Origin of the sequence: Streptomyces sp. NRRL S-244, assembly GCF_000717915.1 — a bacterium.
Lineage (GTDB): Bacteria > Actinomycetota > Actinomycetes > Streptomycetales > Streptomycetaceae > Streptomyces.
Genome location: NZ_JOCX01000012.1, coordinates 182,050 through 204,922 on the forward strand (window position 1 = coordinate 182,050; position 22,873 = coordinate 204,922).

Annotated in this window: 24 protein-coding genes; 12 read left to right on the forward strand and 12 right to left on the reverse strand. The window is 73.5% G+C overall.

Annotation, left to right across the window (positions count from 1 at the left end; translation table 11 throughout):
* The first annotated feature begins 21 nt into the window (after window positions 1-21).
* The gene (locus IF02_RS0117305; protein ID WP_030157856.1) at window positions 22-507 is read left to right on the forward strand and encodes a VOC family protein; all 486 of its coding nucleotides are present in this window, start codon (window positions 22-24) and stop codon (window positions 505-507) included.
* Here IF02_RS0117305 and IF02_RS0117310 read toward each other — a convergent pair.
* Entirely contained in the window at window positions 504-1,244 is a 741-nt protein-coding gene (locus IF02_RS0117310) for an SIR2 family NAD-dependent protein deacylase (RefSeq protein WP_030157858.1), read from the reverse strand. The genes IF02_RS0117305 and IF02_RS0117310 overlap by 4 nt on opposite strands.
* A gap of 156 nt (window positions 1,245-1,400) precedes the next feature.
* On the opposite strand from IF02_RS0117310, the gene IF02_RS0117315 reads away from it, so the two are divergent.
* Both IF02_RS0117315 and IF02_RS0117320 read left to right on the forward strand, forming a co-directional pair.
* On the forward strand, window positions 1,401-1,853 hold the full coding sequence (locus IF02_RS0117315) for a hypothetical protein (protein ID WP_030157860.1): 453 nt from the start codon (window positions 1,401-1,403) through the stop codon (window positions 1,851-1,853).
* Window positions 1,854-1,885: 32 nt separating this feature from the next.
* Complete coding sequence (locus IF02_RS0117320; RefSeq protein WP_030157862.1) at window positions 1,886-2,740, forward strand: GNAT family N-acetyltransferase; 855 nt, start codon at window positions 1,886-1,888, stop codon at window positions 2,738-2,740.
* Between the two features lie 76 nt (window positions 2,741-2,816).
* Here the strand turns inward: IF02_RS0117320 and IF02_RS0117325 are convergent, their stop codons facing one another.
* The 3 genes from IF02_RS0117325 to IF02_RS0117335 all read right to left on the reverse strand — a co-directional run bounded on the left by IF02_RS0117325 (window position 2,817) and on the right by IF02_RS0117335 (window position 4,489).
* Complete coding sequence (locus tag IF02_RS0117325) at window positions 2,817-3,260, reverse strand: SSI family serine proteinase inhibitor (RefSeq protein WP_030157864.1); 444 nt, start codon at window positions 3,258-3,260, stop codon at window positions 2,817-2,819.
* A 293-nt stretch (window positions 3,261-3,553) separates the two neighbouring features.
* Window positions 3,554-4,015, reverse strand: coding sequence for a cyclic nucleotide-binding domain-containing protein (locus IF02_RS0117330; RefSeq protein WP_030157866.1), 462 nt, complete (start codon window positions 4,013-4,015; stop codon window positions 3,554-3,556).
* Between the two features lie 171 nt (window positions 4,016-4,186).
* Complete coding sequence (locus IF02_RS0117335) at window positions 4,187-4,489, reverse strand: hypothetical protein (protein WP_030157868.1); 303 nt, start codon at window positions 4,487-4,489, stop codon at window positions 4,187-4,189.
* 251 nt (window positions 4,490-4,740) lie between these two features.
* On the opposite strand from IF02_RS0117335, the gene IF02_RS0117340 reads away from it, so the two are divergent.
* Window positions 4,741-6,657 carry a glycoside hydrolase family 5 protein gene (locus tag IF02_RS0117340; protein WP_030157870.1) on the forward strand — a complete coding sequence of 639 codons (1,917 nt, stop codon included), beginning with the start codon at window positions 4,741-4,743 and terminating at the stop codon, window positions 6,655-6,657.
* 26 nt (window positions 6,658-6,683) lie between these two features.
* On the opposite strand, the gene IF02_RS0117345 is transcribed toward IF02_RS0117340, so the two are convergent.
* Window positions 6,684-7,373, reverse strand: coding sequence for an HAD family hydrolase (locus IF02_RS0117345; protein ID WP_030157872.1), 690 nt, complete (start codon window positions 7,371-7,373; stop codon window positions 6,684-6,686).
* Window positions 7,374-7,540: 167 nt separating this feature from the next.
* Between IF02_RS0117345 and IF02_RS0117350 the strand changes: the two genes are divergently transcribed.
* Entirely contained in the window at window positions 7,541-10,279 is a 2,739-nt protein-coding gene (locus tag IF02_RS0117350; RefSeq protein WP_030157874.1) for a DNRLRE domain-containing protein, read from the forward strand.
* A gap of 90 nt (window positions 10,280-10,369) precedes the next feature.
* On the opposite strand, the gene IF02_RS0117355 is transcribed toward IF02_RS0117350, so the two are convergent.
* Window positions 10,370-10,780, reverse strand: coding sequence for a DUF3224 domain-containing protein (locus IF02_RS0117355; RefSeq protein WP_030157876.1), 411 nt, complete (start codon window positions 10,778-10,780; stop codon window positions 10,370-10,372).
* A 115-nt stretch (window positions 10,781-10,895) separates the two neighbouring features.
* On the opposite strand from IF02_RS0117355, the gene IF02_RS0117360 reads away from it, so the two are divergent.
* The gene (locus IF02_RS0117360) at window positions 10,896-11,876 is read left to right on the forward strand and encodes a helix-turn-helix transcriptional regulator (protein ID WP_030157878.1); all 981 of its coding nucleotides are present in this window, start codon (window positions 10,896-10,898) and stop codon (window positions 11,874-11,876) included.
* Here IF02_RS0117360 and IF02_RS0117365 read toward each other — a convergent pair.
* Both IF02_RS0117365 and IF02_RS0117370 read right to left on the reverse strand, forming a co-directional pair.
* The gene (locus IF02_RS0117365) at window positions 11,867-12,547 is read right to left on the reverse strand and encodes a GNAT family N-acetyltransferase (protein WP_420708165.1); all 681 of its coding nucleotides are present in this window, start codon (window positions 12,545-12,547) and stop codon (window positions 11,867-11,869) included. The genes IF02_RS0117360 and IF02_RS0117365 overlap by 10 nt on opposite strands.
* 80 nt (window positions 12,548-12,627) lie before the next feature.
* A complete protein-coding gene (locus IF02_RS0117370) occupies window positions 12,628-13,080 on the reverse strand; it encodes a hypothetical protein (protein WP_030157882.1) in 453 nt (150 codons plus the stop codon).
* Window positions 13,081-13,176: 96 nt separating this feature from the next.
* On the opposite strand from IF02_RS0117370, the gene IF02_RS35555 reads away from it, so the two are divergent.
* The gene (locus tag IF02_RS35555) at window positions 13,177-13,593 is read left to right on the forward strand and encodes a hypothetical protein (RefSeq protein ID WP_234318237.1); all 417 of its coding nucleotides are present in this window, start codon (window positions 13,177-13,179) and stop codon (window positions 13,591-13,593) included.
* Here IF02_RS35555 and IF02_RS0117380 read toward each other — a convergent pair.
* Together IF02_RS0117380 and IF02_RS34395 are read right to left on the reverse strand one after the other, a co-directional pair.
* On the reverse strand, window positions 13,506-14,345 hold the full coding sequence (locus tag IF02_RS0117380) for a MerR family transcriptional regulator (protein ID WP_030157886.1): 840 nt from the start codon (window positions 14,343-14,345) through the stop codon (window positions 13,506-13,508). The genes IF02_RS35555 and IF02_RS0117380 overlap by 88 nt on opposite strands.
* 62 nt (window positions 14,346-14,407) lie before the next feature.
* On the reverse strand, window positions 14,408-14,848 hold the full coding sequence (locus IF02_RS34395) for a hypothetical protein (RefSeq protein WP_030157888.1): 441 nt from the start codon (window positions 14,846-14,848) through the stop codon (window positions 14,408-14,410).
* A 471-nt stretch (window positions 14,849-15,319) separates the two neighbouring features.
* Between IF02_RS34395 and IF02_RS33165 the strand changes: the two genes are divergently transcribed.
* Complete coding sequence (locus IF02_RS33165; protein ID WP_051696284.1) at window positions 15,320-16,060, forward strand: peptidoglycan-binding domain-containing protein; 741 nt, start codon at window positions 15,320-15,322, stop codon at window positions 16,058-16,060.
* An 8-nt stretch (window positions 16,061-16,068) separates the two neighbouring features.
* Here IF02_RS33165 and IF02_RS0117395 read toward each other — a convergent pair whose 3' ends face one another.
* Window positions 16,069-16,812: an SDR family NAD(P)-dependent oxidoreductase gene (locus IF02_RS0117395; protein WP_030157892.1), complete on the reverse strand. Its 744-nt coding sequence runs from the start codon at window positions 16,810-16,812 to the stop codon at window positions 16,069-16,071.
* Between the two features lie 175 nt (window positions 16,813-16,987).
* On the opposite strand from IF02_RS0117395, the gene IF02_RS0117400 reads away from it, so the two are divergent.
* On the forward strand, window positions 16,988-18,064 hold the full coding sequence (locus tag IF02_RS0117400; protein WP_030157894.1) for an RNA ligase (ATP): 1,077 nt from the start codon (window positions 16,988-16,990) through the stop codon (window positions 18,062-18,064).
* Window positions 18,065-18,156: 92 nt separating this feature from the next.
* Here IF02_RS0117400 and IF02_RS0117410 read toward each other — a convergent pair whose 3' ends face one another.
* Window positions 18,157-19,467 carry an ROK family transcriptional regulator gene (locus IF02_RS0117410; RefSeq protein WP_030157896.1) on the reverse strand — a complete coding sequence of 437 codons (1,311 nt, stop codon included), beginning with the start codon at window positions 19,465-19,467 and terminating at the stop codon, window positions 18,157-18,159.
* A gap of 257 nt (window positions 19,468-19,724) precedes the next feature.
* Here IF02_RS0117410 and IF02_RS0117415 point away from each other — a divergent pair, with 257 nt between their 5' ends.
* Genes IF02_RS0117415 through IF02_RS0117425 form a run of 3 tightly spaced genes read left to right on the forward strand, consistent with a single transcriptional unit; the run spans window position 19,725 to window position 22,867 of the window.
* Window positions 19,725-21,044, forward strand: a complete 1,320-nt coding sequence (locus tag IF02_RS0117415) for an ABC transporter substrate-binding protein (RefSeq protein ID WP_030157898.1) — start codon at window positions 19,725-19,727, stop codon at window positions 21,042-21,044.
* 10 nt (window positions 21,045-21,054) lie between these two features.
* Window positions 21,055-21,984 (forward strand): carbohydrate ABC transporter permease, encoded by a 930-nt coding sequence (locus tag IF02_RS0117420; protein WP_037836468.1) that lies wholly within the window; start codon window positions 21,055-21,057, stop codon window positions 21,982-21,984.
* Window positions 21,977-22,867 carry a carbohydrate ABC transporter permease gene (locus IF02_RS0117425; protein WP_030157901.1) on the forward strand — a complete coding sequence of 297 codons (891 nt, stop codon included), beginning with the start codon at window positions 21,977-21,979 and terminating at the stop codon, window positions 22,865-22,867. Before IF02_RS0117420 ends, IF02_RS0117425 begins: the two co-directional genes overlap by 8 nt.
* Window positions 22,868-22,873 lie beyond the last annotated feature (6 nt).

The window sequence follows — 22,873 nt, forward strand, 5'->3', positions numbered from 1 at the left end:
CGCACCCGCCTGGAGGCAGTCATGAGCAGCAGCAACGGATTCACCACGTGTCTGTGGTTCGACGGCGACGCCGCGGACGCCGCCGACTACTACGTGTCCGTCTTCAAGGACGGGAAGATCGGGCGGACCGGCTACTACAACGAGGCGGGACCGGGCAAGGCCGGTGACGTGATGGTCGTCGAGTTCGAGATCAACGGCCAGAAGTTCATCGGCCTCAACGGCGGCCCGCAGTTCCCGTTCACCGAGGCGATCTCGTTCCAGATCCACTGCGCCGAGGAGTCGGAGTCGGACTACTACTACGACGAGCTGACGAAGGACGGCGGCCAGGAATCCGCCTGCGGCTGGGTCAAGGACAAGTTCGGGGTGTCCTGGCAGGTCATCCCGCCCGGCGCCATCGACCTCCTCAACGACGCGGACCCGGGCCGGTCCGCCCGCGCCACCGCGGCCATGATGAAGATGAAGAAGCTGGACGTGGCGGAGATGCGCAGGGCGGCCGACGCCGACTAGGCCTCGTCGCCGCCCGCGGTGATGCGGGCCAGCAGAGCCGGGAGGGCGGTCCCGATCGGCTCGCGGACCACCTCGTCGGCGAGGGAGTCGTACGGGGTCTCCTCGGCGTTCACGATGATCAGGCGGGCCCCCGCCTCGGCGGCCATCCCGGCCAGCGAGGCGGCGGGCTGTACCTGGAGCGTCGTACCGACGGCGATGAACACGTGACAGCCCACGGCCACGGCCACGGCCTGCGCCAGCACCTGGGGGTCGAGCCGCTCGCCGAACATCACGGTCGCCGACTTGAGGATCCCGCCGCAGACCTGACAGGCGGGATCCGGCTCCCCGGCGGCGACCCGAGCCAGCGCCTCGTCCATCCCCGACCGGGCGTGGCAGGCCGTGCAGACCACCGACCGGGCGGTCCCGTGCAGCTCGAACACCTTGCGCGGCGGCATCCCGGCGAGCTGGTGCAGTCCGTCCACGTTCTGCGTGATCACCCGTACCGGGGTGCCCGTGCGCTCCAGCTCGGCAACGGCCAGATGCGCGGCATTCGGCTGCGCCCCCAGGGCCCCGACCTCGGCGCGCATCAGCCAGGAGCGGCGCCGGATCTCCGGATCCGCCATGTAATACGAGTACGTCACCAGCTTCTCGGCCTCGGGGTCCCGGCGCCACAAACCCTGCGGCCCCCGGTAGTCCGGGATCCCGGAGTCGGTGGACATCCCGGCCCCACTGAACACTGCGACGAGCGGCTTCCCCATGTCCCCGACGCTACGTACGGTCGGTCCGGACCCGCGACCGTATTGAAGGGCGGCGGGTCCGAGAGGGGTGTTCCTGCGGTGAATCCCGCCCCCCACAGGAGTGAGATCCGCGGCCCACCCCTGCCCGTGAAGACGCGCGGTGGTTACACATGCCGCATGAAGAACACCCCGTACAGCCTCGGTGCCCTGCTGCTGACCCTGCTCGCGCTGTCGGCCCCGACCCCCGCCATCGCCGCCGCCGACCCCGCCGACCCCGCCCCGGTCGGCGCCCGCCACCGGCACACCGGCTCCGAGATCAGTGCCTTCCTCACCTCCTTCTACGGCCACCACGGCCCCTCGGCGCGAGACCGTGACCAGCGGGTCTCGCAGCAGCTCAAGGAGAAGCAGGCGCACGCCCCGAGCTCGGACGTGCTGCTCTGCGCCCAGAAGGAGCCCTCGAACGAGCCCTGGGAGATCGCGGTCGGCCCGGTCACCGTCGCCCAGTCGGCCGGGGTCGGCTGGGCCACCGTCACCACCCACTGGGGGGCCGGCCAGCCGGACACCTTCACCGCGTACGTGCGCCTCGACTCCCGGCCGATCAAGCTCGACGACGTGATCTGCGCCGGCTGACCGCCCGTACGCCGTCTGGTACAACACCGGACATGACAGGATTCGAGATCGGCGGCGCGAGCGCCGCCGACATGGAACTGATCCGCCGCTGGGCCGACGAGGAGGGGTGGAACCCGGGCGACTCCGACCGCTTCGCGTTCGCGGTCGCCGATCCGGCCGGCTTCCTCGTCGGCCGGATCGGCGGAGAGCCGGTGGCCTGCATCTCGGCCGTGCGGTACGGGTCCGCCTTCGGGTTCATCGGCTTCTACATCGCCCGCCCCGCCTTCCGCGGACGGGGCTACGGGATGCGGCTGTGGCAGGCCGGGATGGAGCGGCTCGACGGGCGGCTCGTCGGCCTGGACGGGGTGGTCGACCAGCAGGACAACTACCGCAAGTCCGGGTTCCGTCCGGCCTGGAACAACGTCCGCCACGAGGGCGTCCCGCAGCCGAACGGCTCGCGTGGCGGCGCCGCCGGGTCCGAGGTGGTCGACGCCGCGTCGCTGCCCTTCGGGCTGCTCGCCGCCTACGACCGCCGGTTCTTCCCCGCGTCGCGCGACGCGTTCCTGTCCGCCTGGACCGGGCTGCCGGGCCGTACCGCCCTCGCCGCCGTCCGCGACGGCCGGATCGAGGGCCTCGGGGTGATCCGCCCGTGCAGCGGGGCCTCCCGGATCGGCCCGCTGTACGCCTCCACCCCGGCCGTCGCGGCCGCGCTCTTGCACCGGCTCGCGGAGCACACCCCCGACGGGGTGGTCGCCGTGGACGTGCCCGACGCCAATCCGGCGGCCACCGCCCTGCTGGCCGGCCTGGGGCTGGCCCCCTCGTTCGAGGCCGCCCGGATGTACACCGGGCCGGCCCCGGAGGTGGAACTGGCCGGGCTGTACGGGGTGACGAGCCTCGAACTGGGCTGACGGACGCGGGGTTGCCGGTCGCTGGTTGCCGGGCGGCGGTCGCACGACGCCGCCCGGCCGGTCGCGTCGTGGCGGGTCAGAAGCCGAAGAGCGCGCCGCTGGTGTGCCGCAGACCGCACGGGTTGCCGAAGGTGTACGAGTAGCTCAGCCGGCGGCCCTGCCACACCCCGTCCGCGGTCACCGTCATCGGGTTCCACTCCCGGGTACAGTCGACGCCCGGGCCGGGCGCGGCGACCGCATCCAACTGGTGTGAATTCGCCCGCAGTTCGGCGCACGCGGCGGCCGGTGACGGGTGCGTCCCGCCCGGGGTCGGCGCGCAGACGAGCGTCACGGCGCGCATCACCGTGCCGTACGTGGTGTCCTCCCCGGCCGTGATGCTCAGGACGAGGGCGGAGGGCGCGTACAGGCTCTCCGCACCGGACGGTGCGGCGTCGGCAGCTCCGGGCCAGGCCAGGGCCGTGAGAGCGGTGAGCGCCATGGCGGCGGAACCGAGGCCGAGACCCTTTGCGATGGACCGCATTTCGAACTCCCTTGAGTGGTTGCTTCGGATAGCGGACAGGAGTCTTGCCGACACGGACCGTGAACGCCCGTTCGCACCCCCATTTTTCGTCACCGATCGTAAGTGAATGTATGCAGACCGCAGCGGTGCGAGGCGTGCTGACCTGTGGGGGAGCGGACCGCCGAAACGGCCGAACACACGCGCTGAAACATTCCCGGGGGCGGTTCCGGGCCGGTCCCGGGCCGGTCCCAGGGTGGTTCCGGTTCCGCCCCGGGGTGCCTGCCGGGTCTCCGTCCGGGGCCGCTGGCGGCGGGCTAGCGGGCCGTCGCGATGCGGGGGGCGTAGAGGTCGATCAGCCGGGTCCGGGTCTGCTGGAGCCGCAGCGCGAGCACGCGCCCGACCCAGTGCCCGATGGCGGAGCCGAAGGCGGGATCGGCGTCCATCAGCATGCGTACGGAGGTCGCGTCGAACTCGTACGAGCGCACCGGGGTCATCGCCTCGGCGCTCAGCTGCCACGTGTACGGCGGGAAGAGCCAGGACCAGCCGACGAGTTCCCCGGGGCCGAGGTTCTCGACGGGGGCGGGCCGGCGGGTGGGCAGCGGGATCTGGAGCGTCACCGTGCCGGATCGCACGATCCAGAAGGACTCGGCGCGCGAGCCCTCCTCGAAGATCCTCGCGCCCTCGGGGAAATTGACCTCGCGGGCCTGGGACATCAGCCGCCCACGGTATTCGGCGGAGAGGACGGCGGCGATTCGGATGGGGGAAGGTGTGCTCACGACGGCCTCCGATCAGGGCCCCCCGTTACCCCCAGTGTGACCGACACCCGGACGAATCCGGGCGCGGCGCATCACCCGGTTGTTCGAGTACCCCGCGGGCGGCCCCGCACACGCGTTCCGCGGCCCCGGCGGCCGACTCCCCGAAGTCGGCCGGTGGCGCCCTGCGAGGGGTCATTCCTCGGCGTTGGCCTCCAGGCAGGCCAGCTCCATCGCGTCGAGGACCGCCTCGTGGCTGCGACGGCTCAGCTCGGCGACGTTCTCGATCTGCGCCGTGGCCCAGGCCGCCAGGGTCATCACCAGGACGCGCAGCCCGTCGGTGCCGTGCTCGGCCAGGATCGCGTCGGCGACGATCATCGCGTCCTCGGGCACCTGCTCCGGCGGCTCCAGCCCGGCGAGCCCGCGCAGCATCGTCAGGGTGCGGCGGGAGATCTCCGGCGTCATCCTCGCCAGCCGCATGTCCTCTTCTTCGTCCATCCGCCCCACCCTCCCGTACGGTCCCGTCCCCCCAGGGCACGGTAGGCGCTGACGGCCCCGCGCGGGGCCGTTTCGCCAGGGTGGCCACACCTGGGGAACCGGCCCGGGCGCCGGCCCGGCCGGGAGCCGGGCCCGAGCCGACCGGTGCGGGCGGTGGTGGGAAAGTCGGTGCCCGCGTGGGTTCCATGGTCGGCGACCGGCCGGTAACTTGGCCGCGGCATCCGTCCGTTGCCCGATCCGCCAGGAGCGACATGAAGAGCCTCATCCGTGCGCTGTGCGGCGCCCTCCTGCTGCTGGCGGGGGTCCTGCCGGCGGTGGCCGGACCGACGCCCGCCGAGGCCGCGCCGGCCGCGCCCGCGTCCCCGGCCGAGGCCTGGACCCCGCCGCTGTCCACCCGCGGCCGCTACATCGTCGACGCGCAGGGCAACCGCTTCCGGCTCCGCTCCGGCAACTGGGACGGCGCCCAGGGCTCCTGGAACGGCAGCGGCGACCGCAACGACCCCGCCACCCATCACGCCGGCCAGAACTCCAATGGCATCCCGATCGGCCTGGACCGGGTGGCGCTGCCCACCCTGCTGGCCGACTTCCGGGCCCTCGGCCTCAACAGCATCCGCCTGCCCTTCTCCAACGAGATGCTCCGCACCACCGCCCCCGTCCCGGACGCGGCCGTCGCCGCCAACCCCGCGCTGCGCGGCCGCACCCCGCTCCAGGTCTACGACGCCGTCGTCGCCGCGCTCACCGACGCAGGCTTCGCCGTCATCCTCAACAACCACACCGTCACCACCCGTTGGTGCTGCGGACTCGACGGCAACGAGCGCTGGAACAGCGGCCGGACCACCGCCCAGTGGGCCGACGACTGGGTCTTCCTGGCCCGCCGCTACCGCGACAACCCGCGCGTGGTCGGCGCCGACCTGTACAACGAGGTCCGCCGCGACACCCTCGACGACCCCAACTGGGGTCTCGGCGACGGCCACGACTGGCAGGCCGCCGCCCAGGAGGCGGGCGACCGGATCCTCGCCGAGGCCAACCCGAACCTGCTCATCGTGGTCGAGGGCATCAACTGGACCGGCATCCCGCTGGACGGCCTCCCGCACGGCCGCCCCACCCTGACCCCCGTACGCACCCTGTCCCACACCCTCGTCGTCTCCAACAAGCTCGTGTACTCGGCCCACTTCTACGGGTACACCGGCCCCCACCACAGCGGCGCGACCGGCCTCGGTGAGACCCACGACCCCCGCTACCAAGACATGAGCCGGGCCCAGCTCGAACAGACCCTCTACGACCAGGCCTTCTACGTCTCCGCCGAAACCGGCACCCACTTCACCGCACCCGTCTGGGTCAGCGAGTTCGGCATCGGCGCCGACGAGACGGGCGCGCTCCCGCGCGCCTGGTTCCAGAACCTGACCGGCCATCTGAACGCCGTCGACGCCGACTTCGCGTACTGGCCGCTCGTCGGCTGGAGCACCACGGCCCAGGGCGCCCCGGGCGGCGACTCCTGGGCGATGCTCCGCTACGACGCCGCCGGCCGCAGGTCCGGCGTGCTCGACGCGGCCGACTGGCGCACGCAGCCGTGGACGGCCCTCGCCGGCACCCCCGGGCGCTCCGGCCGGATCCCCGCCACCCCCGCCTGGTACCAGCTGACCACCGACCACCGCGACCACAACGCCTCGCTGCTCACGCGGGCCACCGGCGACTGGGACGGCGGGGCCCGCAAGGCGGTCTGCCCCGACGGCTCCCGGCTGGCCGGACTCGGGCACACGGGCGGCCGAGGCCTGTGCGGCACCTCCGACCTGCGGGCCGCCACGGGCGGGCACACCGTGGTCCGCGACGAGGCGTACGTCCCGCAGGGCGGCGACTGGGCCACCGGCTATACGAAGTTCCAGTGCCCGGCGGGCCAGTTCCTGATCGGGTACAGCCTGCGCGGTGAGCGGGTCTCGGCGGCCCTGTGCGCGCCGAGCCGGACCACCCTTCCGGCGGGCGGCCGCACGCTCTGGTTCGACCGCGGCGACAATCGCCCGCCCGGCACCGCCGGCGGCGAGTTCGCGTACGGCGACTACAAGGGCCAGTGCCTGCCCTCCGAGTACGCGGCGGGCATCGCCTTCACCACCCGTGCCGCCTCCCGCCCGGGCCCGGCAGCCCTCTTGTGCCGCCCCTTGCCGCCCGCCTGACCCGTCCGCCGACGAGGCCGGCGGCGTCAGCGACCGCCGTCGGCGCCGGGAGCGGCACCGGCACCGGCCAGCAGGTCCGGGAGGTCGCGCATGTCGGTGAAGAGGACGGTGCCCGGGCCGGCGAGGTGGGCGGCCGGGGTCAGGCCGCCCGCGTAGCCGAAGGAGCGCATGCCCGCCGCGCGGGCCGCCTCGACGCCCGGGCGGCTGTCCTCGACCACGGCGCAGGCCGACGGGGCGACGCCCATGCGCCGGGCGGCGTACAGGAAGAGGTCCGGGGCGGGCTTGCCGCGGGCGACCTCGGTGGCGCTGTGGATGCGGCCCGCGAACCGCTCGTACAGTCCGGTGCGGCCGAGGGTGTGCCGCATCTTCTCGTGGGTTCCGCTGGAGGCGACGCAGGCCGGCAGGGTGATCGCGTCGAGCGCCTCGGGCAGGCCGTCGACCGGGGTGAGCCCGGCGTCCACCGCCTCCGCGTGCATCCGTGCGAAGCGCTCCTCCCACTCCCGGGCCGCCTCCGCGCCGAGCCGGCCGGCGACCGTCTCCCGGTTCGAGGCGCTGGACCGGCCGATGAACAGGCGGATCGCCTCCTCCTCGGTGAGCGGCCAGCCGAGCTCCGCGCCCAGGGCGACGTTCACCCGGGCCGCGATCCGCTCGGTGTCGACGAGTACCCCGTCACAGTCGAATATGACGAGTCCGATCGGTTCAGTGGAAGTGATCATGGCGGGAAGGATATGCGGCCGCCGACTCCGCCGATTTGGCATCCGATGCGTCAAGTGGGGTGAACGGCTCCGCAAAGGGGCTTAGGGTGCGCCCGTACGCACGGTCGCGAACGGCTGTACGCCTGTTTTCGGCCATCACCGCACAGTGACACCGAACTGGGGGGTTCATGCGTAGATCCAGAGGGCTCGCGGCCGCTCTCGCCCTGTCCCTGGCCGGGACCGGCGCGGGCATAGGCCTCGGCCTCGTCCCGCAGGCGGCGGCCGTCACCCCGCCCGTGGCCTTCACCGCCGACGCACTGTCCACCTGGCAGCCCAACGGCGTCGTCTGGGCCCTCGCCGAGGCGGGCGGCACGGTGTTCGTCGGCGGCACCTTCTCCGCCGTGCGTCCTCCCGACGGCGACGGCTCCGGCGCCGCCGAGCAGCCCGCGGTGAACTTCGCCGCACTCGACGCCGCGACCGGCGCCCCGACCTCCTGCCACCTCTCGTTCACGGTCGGCGGCGGCACCGCCACCGTCCGCGCGCTCACCCTCTCCCCGGACAAGCAGACCCTGTACGCGGGCGGCTACTTCGGCGCCGTCAACGGCACCCCGGTCTCCAGCCTCGCCGCCATCGACGTGGCGACCTGCACCGTCAAGACCTCCTTCCGCCCGGCCTTCGCGGCCACCGTGCGCGCCCTGGCCGTCACCGACGACACCGTCTACGCGGGCGGCGACTTCCTCACCGTCGCCGGCCAGCCGCGCGAGCGCTTCGCCGCCGTCGACGCGGCCGACGGCGCGCTACGGCCCTTCCGGGCCGACGCCGACGAGCCCGGCCGCGCCGTCGAGGTCACCCCCGACGGCGGCAACGTCGTCCTCGGCGGCGACTTCTTCACCGTCAACGGCACGAACACGCACGCGCTGGCCGTCGTCGACTCCACCAGCGGCGCGCTCACCAAGAGCTACCCCGGCTTCATCGAGACCAACTCCGTCGTCAAGGACATCGCGACCGACGCGACCGGGTTCTACACCGGCCACGAAGGCACCGGCGGCGGCGTCTTCGACGGCCGGATCGCGCTCAACCTGAGTGACTTCAACCAGCGCTGGCGCGACACCTGCCTGGGCGCCACGCAGGCCGTGCTCCCGTACCAGAACGTGCTGTACAGCGCCTCGCACGCGCACGACTGCTCCAGCGTGGGCGAGTACCCCGACGGGCAGCGCCACCACCTGCTCGCGCAGCCGACGACCAGCGTCGGCAAGCTGGGCTGGGCCCCCGACACCAACGACGGCATCGGCGAGGGCATCGGCCCGCGCGTGATGGCGGTCGGCTCCAAGGGCGGCGTCCGGTACCTGTGGGTCGGTGGCGAGTTCACCACCGTCAACGGCTCCGCGCAGCAGAGCCTGACCCGCTTCGCGTCCACCGGCGACGCGGGCGCGCCCACCGTGCCCGTCGCGACCGCGGCGAGCTTCAAACCCGGCGAGGTGCAGGTGCGCTGGCGCACCAGCCTCGACCTGGACGACAGCGCGCTGACGTACCGGATCTACCGGAACGGCGCGGGCACGCCCATCGCCACGGTCACGGCCGACTCGCTCTTCTTCAAGCGCCCGCAGGCCTCCTGGACCGACACGACCGTCGCCGCGGGCCAGTCGTACACGTACCGGGTGACGGCCACCGACGCGGCCGGCAACACCAGCGCCCTGTCGGCGACCGCGAGCGTGACCGTGCCGACCTCGGTCGACGCGTACCCCAACCAGGTGCGCGCGGACGGCGCCCAGCTGTTCTGGCGCTACGACGACGCCTCCCTGCCGAACGCCGCCGACTCCTCCGGAAGCGGCAACCAGAACGGCGTGCACCTGAACGCCCCCGCCCTGCGCCAGACGCCCGGCGCGGTCTCGGGCGCGAGCACGGCGATCGGCTTCAACGGCATGGACAACCGGGTCTACGGAGACCTGCGCCAGAGCATCGGCGGCAGCTACACCATCGAGACCTGGTTCAAGACGAACACCACCCGGGGCGGCAAGCTCTTCGGCTTCGGCAACAACCAGGTGCGCGGCAGCAGTCAGTACGACAAGCACGTCTACATGACCAATGACGGGCGTCTCGTCTACGGCGTGTACACCGGAGCCACCCGCACCATCACCACCGGCGCCGCCTACAACGACAACCAGTGGCACCACGTCGTCGCCACCCAGGGGCCGGGCGGCATGGTCCTCTACGTGGACGGCGCGCAGAAGGGCACCCTGGCCGTCACCACGCACGAGAACTACGCCGGCTACTGGCACGCCGGCGGCGACAGCCTCGGCGGCTGGCCGGACCGCCCGACCAGCGAGTTCTGGGCCGGCCAACTCGACGAGACGGCCGTCTACCCGAGCGTCCTGAGCGCGGCCCAGGTGCAGAACCACCACGCCCTGGCCACCGCCCCGGCCGACTCGGTCGTCCAGGTGCAGGCCGCCGAGGACACGTACGCCAACGCGGGCGCACCGGACGGCAATTACGGGAGCTCGTCCTCGCTCGCCGTACGGGGCACCTCGCTGTACACGAGCTACCTGCGCTTCAACCTGCCCACCGCGCCCGCGGGCACCGTGCTGAAGTCGGCCTCCCTGAGCGTGAAGACCAGCACGATGAGCGGGGCCGGTACGGCGGACACGGTCTCGGTGGTCCCGGTCACCGGTCCGTGGACGGAGGCGGGCACCACCTACAACAACCGGCCCGCCACGGGTACTCCGGCCCTCGGCAGCTTCGCCGGAGTCCCGGACGGTTCGGCGGTGCACACCACCGGGCTGAGCACGGCCGCCCTCGCGGGCGCACTCGGTACGGGCTACGGCCTGGCGCTGACCAGCCCGGGTACGGACGCGCTGTGGCTGTGGTCCTCCGAGGCGACGGCGAACGAGGGCACGCCGCAACTGACGCTGACCTTCGGCGCGCCGTAGCGGTAGCCGCGGCCGTGGCCGTAGCCGCGGTTGACGGGACGCAAGGGGACGGGGGCGCGGGCCGATGCGGTCCGCGCCCCCTGAGGCCGGCTACGCCGTGGTGTAGGTGAACTCGTACGCGACGGACGTGTCGCCGTGGCGGTAGGTGAACGCCCCCGAGCCCGAGAGCCCGGCCAGCTCGCCCGACCCGGAACCGGGGACCACCTCGAACGTGCAGCTGGTGCCGGCGGCGTCGAAGGTGCCGCGCTCCTCCAGGACGAACGCCCCCTTCCGGCCGTCGACGGCGCCCGACAGCAGCTCGAGGCCGGTGTAGAAGCCCGTGCCCTCCCCGGTGTAGGTGATCGTGTAGCCGACACTGGTCGCCCCGGCCTCGATGCCGCCCGTGAAGGCGTTGACGACCGTCGAGCGGGCCAGGCGCGGGGTGGAGTCGGCCGAACCGATCGGCTGCTCCTCCCAGTCGGCGAACGTGAAACGGCCGGTGGTGGTGGTGCGGGCGGACATGGAGGACCTCCTGGTTGACGGCCGGGCGGGCTCGGTCCCCCCGACACGAGAACAGCTTGTCCGGGATACCTGACACCTTCTGTCAGGTATCCCGGATCCCGGCCACAATGGCCCCATGCGCGCCGACCGGCTCCTCTCCCTGCTCCTCCTGCTGCAGAACCGCGGCCGGATGACCGCACCCGAACTGGCCGCCGAGCTGGAGGTGTCGGTCCGTACCGTCTACCGGGACATCGAGGCCCTCGGCGCCTCCGGCGTCCCCGTCCACGCCGACCGCGGACCGGCCGGCGGCTACCGGCTGATGGACGGCTACCGCACCCGGCTCACCGGCCTCACCGGCGCCCAGGCCGGCTCCCTCTTCCTGGCGGGTGCGCCCGGGCCCGCGCAGGATCTGGGCCTCGGCGCCGATCTGGCCGCCGCCCAGCTCAAGCTCCAGGCGGCGCTGCCCGCCGCCCTCGCCGAACGGGCCCGCCAGCTCCAGGACCGCTTCCACCTGGACGCCCCGGCCTGGTTCCGCGACGCCGACCCCGTACCGCACCTCGCGCGGATCGCCCAGGCTGTCTGGGACCAGCGCGTACTGCTCACCCACTACCGCCGCTGGAGCGGCCAGGAACGGGCCGGGCGCCCGCTGCACCCCCTCGGCCTCGTCCTCAAGGGCGGCATCTGGTACCTGGTGGCGCGGGCCGCCGACGAGCGCGTACGCAGCTACCGGGTCTCGCGGTTCCTCGCCGTGGACACCTCCGGGGAGGGCTTCGAGCGTCCGGCCGGCTTCGAACTCGCCGCGTACTGGGCGGAGTCCGCACGCCGGATGGAGGCGGCGACCCGGCAGGGCACCGCCCGGCTGCTGCTGTCCCCGCGCGGGAGCAGGCTGCTCCCGATGCAGTTCGGCGCCGCCGGCGTACGGGCGCTGGACGGCGCCGCCCCGGCCGAACCCGGGGACCCGGAGGGCTGGATCCGCGTCGACCTGGAGGTCGACTCCGAGGCCGTCGCGGTCGGAGACCTGCTCCGCCTCGGCACCGAAGCCGAGGTCCTCGCCCCACCCGAACTCCGCCGCGCCCTCGCGGACACCGTCGCCGCCCTGGCCGAGCGCTACGCCTGAACGCGCCGGTGCCCACCGGGCCGCCGGACGCCGGTGACGGGCGGGGCCGGCGGGCGGTGTTCCCAGCGGATCTCGCCGTCCTCGCGGTGCGGGGTCGGGGCGAAGCCGCAGGCCGCGGCGACCGCCGCCGAGGCGTGGTGGTCCGGGTGGACGTGCGCGACCAGCAGCCCGATGGGGAGTGACGCCAGCCATGCCGTGACCGTCCGGGCCGCCTCGGTGGCGAAGCCCCGGCCCTGCCAGCGCGTTCCGATCACCCAGGCCAGCTCGGCCGTGTCCCGGTCGGGCGTGACGGTGGCCTGTACGGTCCCCACCAGCGGCCCGTCCCCGCGCAGCCTCAGCACCCAGTTGCACCACACGACCGCGGGGTCCGCGGACCCGGCCGCCAGCCGGGCGTAGCGCTCGCGCAGCGCGCCGGCCGGGAGCGGGGCGCCGCCGATGAACTCGTGCAGTACGGGATCGCCCAGGACGAGGGCCATCTCCGCGGCGTGCTCGACGCCCAGGGGGAGGAGCTCCAGGCGGCCGCTGCCGGGCCCGACGAGCGCGGGGGCGACCGGGGCGACCCGGACGCGCTGTCCGCTGTGGATCAGCGGGACCATCGAGTCGCCGGCCGGCCGGAACTCCACGGTCTCGCCCCGGCCGATGCGGTCCGCCGCTGCGTCGAGCATGCCCATCGGGCGAGTGTGCCCGGTGCGGCGGGATTCCGGGAACCGCATTTCCGCGGATGCGGGCCGGGCCGGTTTGCGCCGGGCCGTCAGCGCGGCGGTTCCACCTCCAGGAAGCGGCGTCGGCGCGGCCCCCGGTAGAGCAGACAGCCCCAGCCCAGGGGTTCCAGCGCGGCCGCGCAGGCCGTCAGCCGCTCCTGCTCCGCCTCTGCCGCGCCGCCGCCGGGCGGGCCGAGCCAGGTCACCTCCACGGCCGCGCCCCCGGACGGGCCGGGCGCCACCCGGTACCCCGTCCGCGTACGACGGCCCTCCGCGTCCACCGCCGACGGCGCGAGGCCCGCGGCCTCCAGTACGAGGGCCACCGCGCGCGGCATCTGCCGCAGCTCCCACGGGGCGGGAACCGCCGTCCCCGCCCGCCCGTTCACCAGGCGGCGGATCTGCAGCAGGCCCTCGTACGCCGTCCGGACCTCGGCCGCCCGCGCCGCCGTGGCGGACCGCTCCGGTCCGTCGCCGGTCGCCGGCTCGAAGGAAGCCGTCACCACCCACCACCTCCCTCGGTACGGTCTGAGTACCTCACACCCAACGACCTGAGTATCCGCCCCGATTCCCCGCGACCCCGCCGCTGATCGAATACGGGCATGACCTTCGAAGACGCCGCCGCCGGCCGCCCGCGCCGCATGCAGCACGTGACCTCCGCCGGCTCCGCCCTGGCCGTGGCCCTGGTCCCGCTCGTGGTCGGCGTCCTGGTGGCCAAGGGCATCGCGGCAGACCCGCACACCCCGGTCAACGCCCTCATCACCGGCGGCGGCCAGCGGGCGGGCCTGCCCCGAGCCGAGTGGCGCCGCCGCGGCCACGCCACGATGCGCCGCCTGCGCACGGCCCGACAGCGCACGGCCCGACAGCGCACGGCCCGCCCCTGCCGCCGCCCCGCCGTCGTCCAACGGGGTGCGGACCGGCCCGACAGCTCCTACCCGACGGGCGCGAGCGGCTCCTGGAGTTCCGTGACCCACTGGGTCCGGTCCTCCGGGCAGGCGAGGGTCAGCTCGCGCGCGTAGCCCGCCGAGCGGTGCCCGTTCGCGTCGATCCAGCGCGCGAGCGCCTGGGCGGTGGGCAGGACGGCGTCCATCGAACCCCGGTGCACCACGGTCGCGGCCCGCTCGACCCCGGGCAGCTCGACCACGCGTACCGCGCCCCCGAGTGCCTCGGCGCGCACCGAGGCCCCCACCGGCAGCCCGGCATGGACGAGGACGGCGCCGGGCTCCGCGCCCGGGGCGTCCTCGTAGTAGGCGATCCCCGGGCCGGTCGGGACCACCCCGGCGGCCTCGATCCGGCGGCAGAGCTCGTCGTAGAGCGGGCCGATGACCGGCCCGATGTCCTGCGGTTCGTAGCTCCCCGCGACCCCGGTCAGCTCGACGAGCCGGACGGGCGGGAGGCTTTTGACGACGATGTCGACGGTGGACATGGATCCCTCGCTCTCGATGGTCCGGAGCCTCGTCTCGACCTGGGTCAGCCGGGCCGCCGCGGCGGCCGCGGCCGACTCCAGTTCCGCCCGGCGCAGGCGGAGCATGCCGCGCAACTCCTCCGCGCCCAGCCGCTCGTCGAGGATCGACCCCACCTGGTCCAGGCTGAAGCCGAGCTCCTTGAGCGCGATGACGCGGTTGAGGCGGGCGAGCTGCCCGGCCTCGTAGTAGCGGTAGCCGCTGGCGGGGTCGACACGCGCCGGGCGCAGCAGTCCGATGGCGTCGTAGTGGCGCAGCATGCGGACCGATACCCGGCCGTGCTTGGCGAAGTCTCCGATGGTGAACATGACGTCCTCCAGTGCAGGCCCTGACACGGGGGGAGGGTCAAGTCCTGAGCGATGTCTGCTGGTCAGCGGCCATACTGCCGGATGCAGAGATCCACGATGGAGGGCGGTACGGCGCCCTCGGCGGCCGCGCACAGCTCGTCCGGGCGGGGCAGCCGCGGCGGGGCCGGCTGCCGCGGGGTGCGCGGCGGCGCGGGCTTGGGCGGGTGCGCCCGGCGGGGCGCCGCGGGCGGTTTCGCACCGCGTACGGCGGGCGGCCGCTCCGGGGCGGCCCGGCCCGGGGGATCGGCCGGTGGCCCGGGGAGCCGCCCCAGCGGCAGGGGCAGGGACTCCGGGGGACCCGGCGGCAGGTCGGGGGCGGGCGGCGCCTCGGGCGTGTCCTGCGCGTCTGCGGGCGCCGAGGTACCGCGCGCCGGAGCCGGGGCCACGTCCGGGCCGACGGAGACGCAGCCGGTGCTCGCGAGCAGTGCGACGAGGGACAGGGGCAGGGCCCGGCGTAACTGCATCCGACCACCATGCCGTACCGCGGCCCGCCCGTCGGCCCGCACTCACGCGTCCGGGTGAAGCGGCAGCGGAGTCGGCTGCGGAGCCCGCAGCAGAGCCCCCCTGCGGAGCCCGCAGCGGAGTCGGCCCGGGCGCCCTGATCGTCACGGTCCGGATGCCGAGGGCTACCGGGGCCGACAAGCGGAACGGACGGATGGGGCAATGTGGACACCCGGCTTGACCCGGGCCGTCCAGGGAGGAAAGAGTGCGCCGATCAAGCACTCAAGAACCACCGCATGACCTGCACTTCGGAGATATCTCATATGTTCGCACCGGTCCGCGATTCGCTTGACCCCATGACAGCGGGAGGCGCCCTTCAGCCGGGCACCCCCACGGGCATGGTCCTGGTCGCGCGGCGGCGCAGGGCCTGACCGGCAGGGTGGGGGCCGACACCGCACCGCCGCGCCGGTCCCCACCCCCGCCGGGAGACAACCGTGTCCCACCACTCCGACGAGAGCGCAGGCGCGCCCGACGACCGCCTGTTCGTGCGCCCGTACGTCGCCCCCTCCGGGCGGCCGTCCCGGGCGACGACCCCCGCCTGGCCGCACACCGGGCCCGTCCCCGTGTCGTTCCGCGCGCCCGAACCCCGGCGTGACGACGATCCCGAGCCGGCCGGTTCCGGGCGGGAGCGCGGCAGCCGGGTTCCGCTGGTGGCCTCGGCCCTGTTCGCGCTCGCCCTCGCCGCGGCCGGCGGGACGGTGTTCCTGCTGAGCGGACCCGACCCGGAGCCCCGGCGGGCGGTGAAAGCGCCGGAGTTGTCCGTTCCGGTGCTCCCGGCGCGCAGCCCCGGAGCCGGGGCCGACGCCGGTCCCTCGCCCGAGGGCTCCGTACGGGCCTCCGCGCCCTCGGCGGCCGCATCGGCATCCGCACCGGGACCGGGACCCGGAGCGGCGGGGCCTTCCGCGGGGCAGACCTCCAAGCCGGCGCCGCCGGGCGTCCCGTCCGGGCCGCCGTCCTCGGGGGCTTCCGGGACGCTGCGGATGGGCGACCGCGGGCCCGAGGTGCGCGCCCTCCAGGAGCGGCTCTACGAGCAGGGGTTCACGTACGTCTCGGTCACCGGCGAGTACGACAGCCAGACCAAGCGCGGGGTCGCCCAGCTCCAGCGCGACCGGGACATCAAGGGCGACCAGCCCGGGGTCTACGGCCCGGCCACGCGGGCGGCCTTCGGAGGCTGACGGCGGCGTCAGCGGCCGCCCGAGATCCGCAGGACGGCGCCCGTCGTGTACGAGGCGTCCGGGGACAGCAGCCAGGCCACGGCCCCCGCGACCTCCTCCGGCCGCCCGGCCCGCCCGAGGGGGATCCCGCCGGCCGCCCGTGCCGGTCGTCCGGGGTCTCCCATCGCGGCGTGCATGCCGGTCTCGATGATGCCGGGCGCCACCGCGTTGACCCGGATCCCGTCCGGGCCGAGCTCCTTCGACAGCCCCACCGTCAGGGCGTCGGTGGCGGCCTTGGTCGCCGCGTAGTGGACGTAGTCGCCGGGGCTGCCGAGCGTGGCGGCCGCCGAGGACACGTTCACGATGGCCCCGCCGCCCGCTTCCGCCATGTCCCGGGCGGCGCGGCGGCAGCACAGCAGGTAGCCGAGCAGGTTCACCTCGACCACGCGCCGCAGATCCTCGGTCGCGGTGTCGGCGAGCCGGCCGAGCGGGCCGGTCACCCCCGCGTTGTTCACCAGCCCGGTCACCGCGCCGAACTCCGCCCCGGCGATGTCGAAGAGCCGCTCCACCCCGCACTCGTCGGAGGTGTCGCCGCGTACGGTCAGGCAGCGTGCGCCGGCCGCCCGTACGCGCTGCGCGACGGCATCGGCGGCCGCGTCGTCGCGGAGATAGCCGAGCACCACGTCATGGCCGTCCGCGGCCAGGCGCAGGCAGGTCGCGGCGCCGATTCCTCTGCTGCCTCCGGTGACGACGGTGACCGGACGACGTGGCACGGGGACCTCCTGCACGGGGGCGGCGGGGCGGTGGACGACGGGTTGGCGGGTTGGCGGCGGGGGCGCGTCAGGCTAACACCGGGATTTCGGCTGGACCAGCAGAAATGCCAGGTAGCACAGTGGACTCCCGGTGCACACGACACCATCCATCCGTCCCGGCCGAGGAGTTGCGCACATGTCTACCTTGCGGGTCACCGCCGAAGAGCTGACCGTTCACGAGCATCCCAACGCCGACGCGCTGGAGCTCGCCCAAGTGGGCCTCTACCGGGCCGTCGTCGCCAAGGGCGCCTACCGGACCGGCGAGTTCGCCGTCTACATACCCGAACAGGCCGTCCTCCCGGCCGACTTGATCGAGGAACTCGGTCTGACCGGCCGCCTCGCCGGAGGCTCCGCCGACCGGGTCAAGGCGGTCCGGCTGCGCGGCGAGCTGTCGCAGGGGCTGGTGTGCCGGCCGCGTGCCCTGGCCGATGTGGACCTGGCGCGGGCGGCCGAGGAGGGGACGGACTTCGCCGAGCTGCTCGGGATCACCAAATGGGCGCCGCCCGTCCCGACGACGATGAACGGCGAGGTGGAGTCCGCGCCCGAGCTGCTGCCGTGGGTGGACATCGAGAACCTCCAGCGCTACCCGGACCTGTTCGAGCCCGGCGAGCCGGTCGTCCTGACCGAGAAACTGCACGGCACGGCCTGCCTGTTGACGTACGTCGTCGACGGCGGCCGGGTGCTGGTCTCCTCCAAGGGCTTCGGCTCGAAGGGGCTGGCCCTGCGCGAGGACGAGCGCAACCTGTACTGGCGGGCCGTACGCGGCCACGGCGTACCGGAGGTCGCCGCGAAGCTGGCCGAGCGGCTGGGCGCCACCCGGATCGGCGTCTTCGGCGAGGTGTACGGCGCGGGCGTCCAGGACCTGGCGTACGGTACGGACGCCCGTACGGCCGCCACCGGCCCGGGATACGCCGTCTTCGACGTATCGGCGGAGATCGACGGGCGGGTGCGGTGGCTGGACCCGCACGAGCTGTTCCAGGACGGTGAACTGCCCTTGGTGCCCCGGCTGTTCGAGGGGCCGTACGAGCTCGGCACGGTGCTGGAGCTGGCGACCGGCCGGGAGACGGTCTCCGGCCGGTCCACGCACCTGCGCGAGGGCGTCGTGATCCGCCCGGTGGTGGAGCGCCACAGCCCGGTGGTCGGCGGCCGCGCCGTGGCCAAGGCCGTCAGCCCGGCCTACCTCACCCGCAAGGGAGGCACGGAGTACGAGTGACCCCGCCGGAGCCGGAGCCGGAGCCGGAGCCGTCGCCGGAGCCGGACGCCCTCGTCCGGTGTACGGAGGACGGGGGCGTCTGACCCGCAAGCTCACGGCCGCCGGGCCGGCGATCCGGCGCGGACCTCCAGGGACGTGCGCCAGCCCGGGGCTTCCGGCTGCGGGGGCCGGGGCGTGGGACGGCCGCCCGTGGCGAAGAACGCCGACAGCGGGAGCGTTGCCGCGCCGACCGTGACCGCGTCCGGGCCCAGGGAGCCCAGGTCGATGGTGACGCGCTCGGCGGGATGGCGCAGGGAGTACCGGGCCGCGTGCTCCCGTACGCCGGGCAGGATGTGCGGGCCCAGCATCAGGCCCGCCCAGCCGCCGATCAGGATGCGCTCCGGCCGGAACAGGTTGATCACGTCCGACAAGCCCGCGCCGAGGTACTCCGCGGTCTCCTCCAGGACCTCCAGGGCCACCGGATCCGCCGCGACGGCCGCCGCCAGCAGCGCCGACAGGGCCTCCTCCTCGTCCGCCGCAGCCGCGGCGCCGCCGCCCCGCTCCGACCACCGCTCCAGCAGGGACTCCGCCCCCGTGTACGCCTCCAGGCAGCCCAGCGCCCCGCACCGGCAGCGCCGTCCCCGTACGGAGACGGTCAAGTGCCCCCACTCCAGCGGGGTGCCCTCGGTCGTGCCCCCGTCGGGCGAGCCGTCCGTGATCAGGCTGGCGCCCACGCCCGAGCCGAACAGGACGACGACGGCATCGCGGGCGCCGCGCCCCGCCCCGAACCACATCTCGGCCTGGCCGAGCGTGCGCGCCCCGTTGTCGATGATGTACGGGACCTCCGGAGGCACGGCTCCCGTCGCCCGCAGCAGCGCCTCCAGCGGGACCGCGTCCCAGCCGATGGTCTGGCCGTGGACGACCGCTCCGCCCGGCCCCTCGCGGTCCACTATGCCGGGGACGCCCACGCCCACCCCCAGCAGCCGGTCCGTCCCGACCCCGGCCTCCGCGAGGACGGCGGCGATCCCGGTCCGGACGTGGTCCACGACCGGGCCGACGTCGTAGCAGCCGCGCGGTTGCAACGGCAGCTCGGCGCGGGCGAGTTCGGTCAGCGCCAGGTCGAACAGCTCGACGCGGACCCGGGTTTCGCCCACGTCGACCCCGATCATGTGGGCGCTGCCGGGGGCCACGCGCAGCAGGGTGCGCGGCCGGCCGCCGTCCGAGTCGACGATGCCGGCCTCCTCCAGCAGTCCGTCCGCGACGAGTTCGCCGACCACGTTGCTGACGGAGCCGGAGCTCAGGCCGGTGGCGGGCCCGAGTTCCTGCCGGCTCATCGGCCCGCCGAAGTACAGCCGCTGGAGCACGGCGCTGCGGTTGCCGCGCCGCAGGTCCCGTACCGTACGGCCGCCACGCGCTGTGGTCATCTGGCTCCTTCCGTCCTGCCGTCCGCCCTGTCGTCGCTCGCAACATACCCTTGCGAGACCCCTTGACGCGACCCTTTCACGAGGCTTAACTCACGTCCTGAATTAAGGCCTTGAGGCGCTGGGCTCCGATGCGGTGGGCGCCGCCGAAGCGTCCCCGCCGAGGCGTCGCCGCTGAAGCATCACCGCCGGAGCGCCGCCGCCCGAGCCGAGAACACCCGCCGGCCTTCCCCGACCCTGCCGAAAGGGGCCGATCCGCCATGCGCAGAACCCGAGCCGCCGCTGCCGCCGTCACCGCCTCCCTGCTCGCCGCCACCGCCACCGCCTGCGGCGGCGGCGCCGCGGACACCGGCGGCGGCTCCAACACCGCCCCCAAGGAGCTCACGTACTGGGCCTCCAACCAGGGCCCGGACCTGGCGGCGGACCAGGCGGTCCTCGGCCCGGAGCTGAAGAAGTTCGAGGAGCAGACCGGCATCAAGGTCAAGCTCGAGGTGGTCCCCTGGTCGGACCTGCTCAACCGGATCCTCGCCGCCACCGCCTCCGGCCAGGGCCCCGACGTCCTCAACATCGGCAACACCTGGTCCTCCTCCCTCCAGGCCACCGGCGCCCTGCTCCCGTGGAACGCCGGGAACTTCGCGGCGATCGGCGGCAAGGACCGCTTCGTGGAGTCGGCCATCGGCTCGGCGGGCGCCACCGGCCAGGACCCGGCGGCCGTCCCGCTGTACTCGATGGCGTACGCGCTCTACTACAACAAGAGGATGTTCCAGGAAGCGGGCATAGCGAAGCCCCCGGCCACCTGGGACGAGATGGTCACGACAGGGCAGCGGCTGTCCAAGGACGGCAAGTGGGCGCTCGGCGCCGAGGGTGCCAACCTCTCCAACAACATCCACCAGGCCTTCGTCCTCGGCAAGCAGCACGGCGCGGACTTCTTCGACGCGGCGGGCAAGCCCACCTTCGACTCCCCGGGCGCCGTCGACGCCGTCAAGCAGTACGTCGACCTGATGGCCAAGGACAAGATCATCGCGCCGGGCAACGCCGAGTACGCGCAGAACCAGTCCCTCCAGGACTTCGCCAACGGCAAGACCGCCATGGTCCTGTGGCAGAGCGCCGCCTCCTCCTTCAAGAGCCACGGCATGAAGGAGGGCGACTGGGGCGTGGCCCCGGTCCCGGTGCCCGCGGGCGGCACACCCGGCTCCGGCCCGGGCACCAACTCCATGGTCGCCGGCATCAACCTCGCCGTCTTCAAGAACACCGACAACATCGACGGCTCCCTCAAGTTCGTGAAGTTCATGACCAGCGACGACGAGCAGAAGATCCTCAACAAGACGTACGGCTCCATTCCGCCCGTCAAGGCCGCCCAGAACGACCCCGCGTTCGCCACCGAGGACCTCACCGTGCTCCGCACCACCCTGGGCACGAGCGCGGCCCCGCTCCCGCAGGTCCCGCAGGAGTCCCAGTTCGAGACCGCCGTCGGCACCGCCGTCAAGGAGCTCTTCGCCGACGCCGCGGCGGGCCGCCCCGTCACCACCGAATCGGTCAAGGCCAAGCTCACCAAGGCCCAGCAGCAGATGGCGAGCTGAGTCCGGCCCGATGAGCCTCAAGACCGTACGCCTGCGCCGCAGTTCCGTCCCGTACCTCCTGCTCCTGCCCGCCCTGCTCCTCGAACTGCTCATCCACCTCGTCCCGATGGTGATGGGCATTTTGATGAGCTTCCGCCAGCTGACCCAGTTCTTCATCCGTGACTGGTCCCGAGCCCCCTGGACGGGCCGGGCCAACTACGAACTCGTCCTCGACGTCAACCGGCCCATCGGCGAAGCCCTCTTGCGCTCCTTCCTCACCACCTGCCTCTTCACCCTGCTCTCCGTCGGCCTGTGCTGGCTGCTGGGTACGGCGGCGGCGGTGTTCATGCAGGAGGGCTTCCGCGGCCGCGGCCTCCTGCGCGCCCTGTTCCTGGTCCCGTACGCCCTGCCCGTGTACGCGGCGGTCATCACCTGGGCGTTCATGTTCCAGCGGGACAACGGCCTGGTGAACCACGTCCTGCACGACCAACTCGGCCTGATCGGCGGCGAGCACACCTTCTGGCTGCTGGGCGACAACGGCTTCTGGGCCCTGCTGACCGTCTCCGTCTGGAAGGGCTGGCCGTTCGCCTTCCTCATCGTGACCGCCGCGCTCCAGAACATCCCCGGCGAGCTGTACGAGGCCGCCGTGCTGGACGGCGCCGGCATCTGGCAGCAGATCCGCCGGATCACCCTGCCCTCGGTCGGCGCGGTCAACCAGGTCCTGGTCCTGGTGCTGTTCCTGTGGACCTTCAACGACTTCAACACGCCGTTCGTGCTGTTCGGCAAATCGGCCCCCGAGGCCGCCGACCTGATCTCCCTCCACATCTACCAATCCAGCTTCGTCACCTGGAACTTCGGCACCGGATCGGCCATGTCCGTCCTGCTGCTGCTCTTCCTGCTGCTGGTCACCGCCGGGTACTTGCTCGTCACGACCCGCGGAAGGAGGCGCGAGCATGCCTGACCGCAGCAGGAACGCCGACAGCGGCAGCCGCCGGTCCTCGCCGCTCGCCCCGCCCCTCACCTACCGGGTGATCCGCGCGGTCTTCCTCACCCTGCTCTGCGGCTTCGTCCTGCTGCCCGTCTACGTCATGGTCACCAGCTCCCTCAAGCCGCTCCAGGACGTCGCGGGCCGCTTCCGCTGGATCCCCGGCGGGCTCACCGTCCGCCCCTACATCGACATCTGGCACACCGTCCCGCTCGCCCGGTACTTCGTGAACTCCCTGATCGTGGCGGGCGCGGCCACCGCCGCCTCCGTCGTCATCGCCGTCTTCGCGGCCTACGCGGTCAGCCGCCACCGCTTCCGCGGCAAGCGCCTGTTCACCGTCACCGTCCTCTCCACCCAGATGTTCCCGGGGATCCTCTTCCTCCTCCCGCTGTTCCTGATCTTCGTGAACATCGGCAACGCCACCGGAATCGCCCTCTACGGCTCCCGCGGCGCGCTGATCCTCACGTACCTGACCTTCTCGCTCCCCTTCTCCATCTGGATGCTCATCGGGTACTTCGACTCGGTCCCCCGCGATCTCGACGAGGCGGCCACCGTCGACGGCTGCGGCCCGCTCGGCGCGCTGCTGCGCGTCGTGGTCCCGGCCGCCGTCCCCGGCATCGTCGCCGTCGCCGTGTACTCCTTCATGACCGCCTGGGGCGAGGTGCTGTTCGCCTCCGTCATGACCAACGACACGACCCGAACCCTCGCCGTCGGACTGCAGGGCTACTCCACGCAGACCGACGTCTACTGGAACCAGATCATGGCCGCCTCGCTCGTCGTCAGCCTCCCCGTCGTCGCCGGATTCTTGCTGCTCCAGCGGTACTTGGTGGCCGGCCTCACGGCGGGAGCCGTCAAATGACCCTTT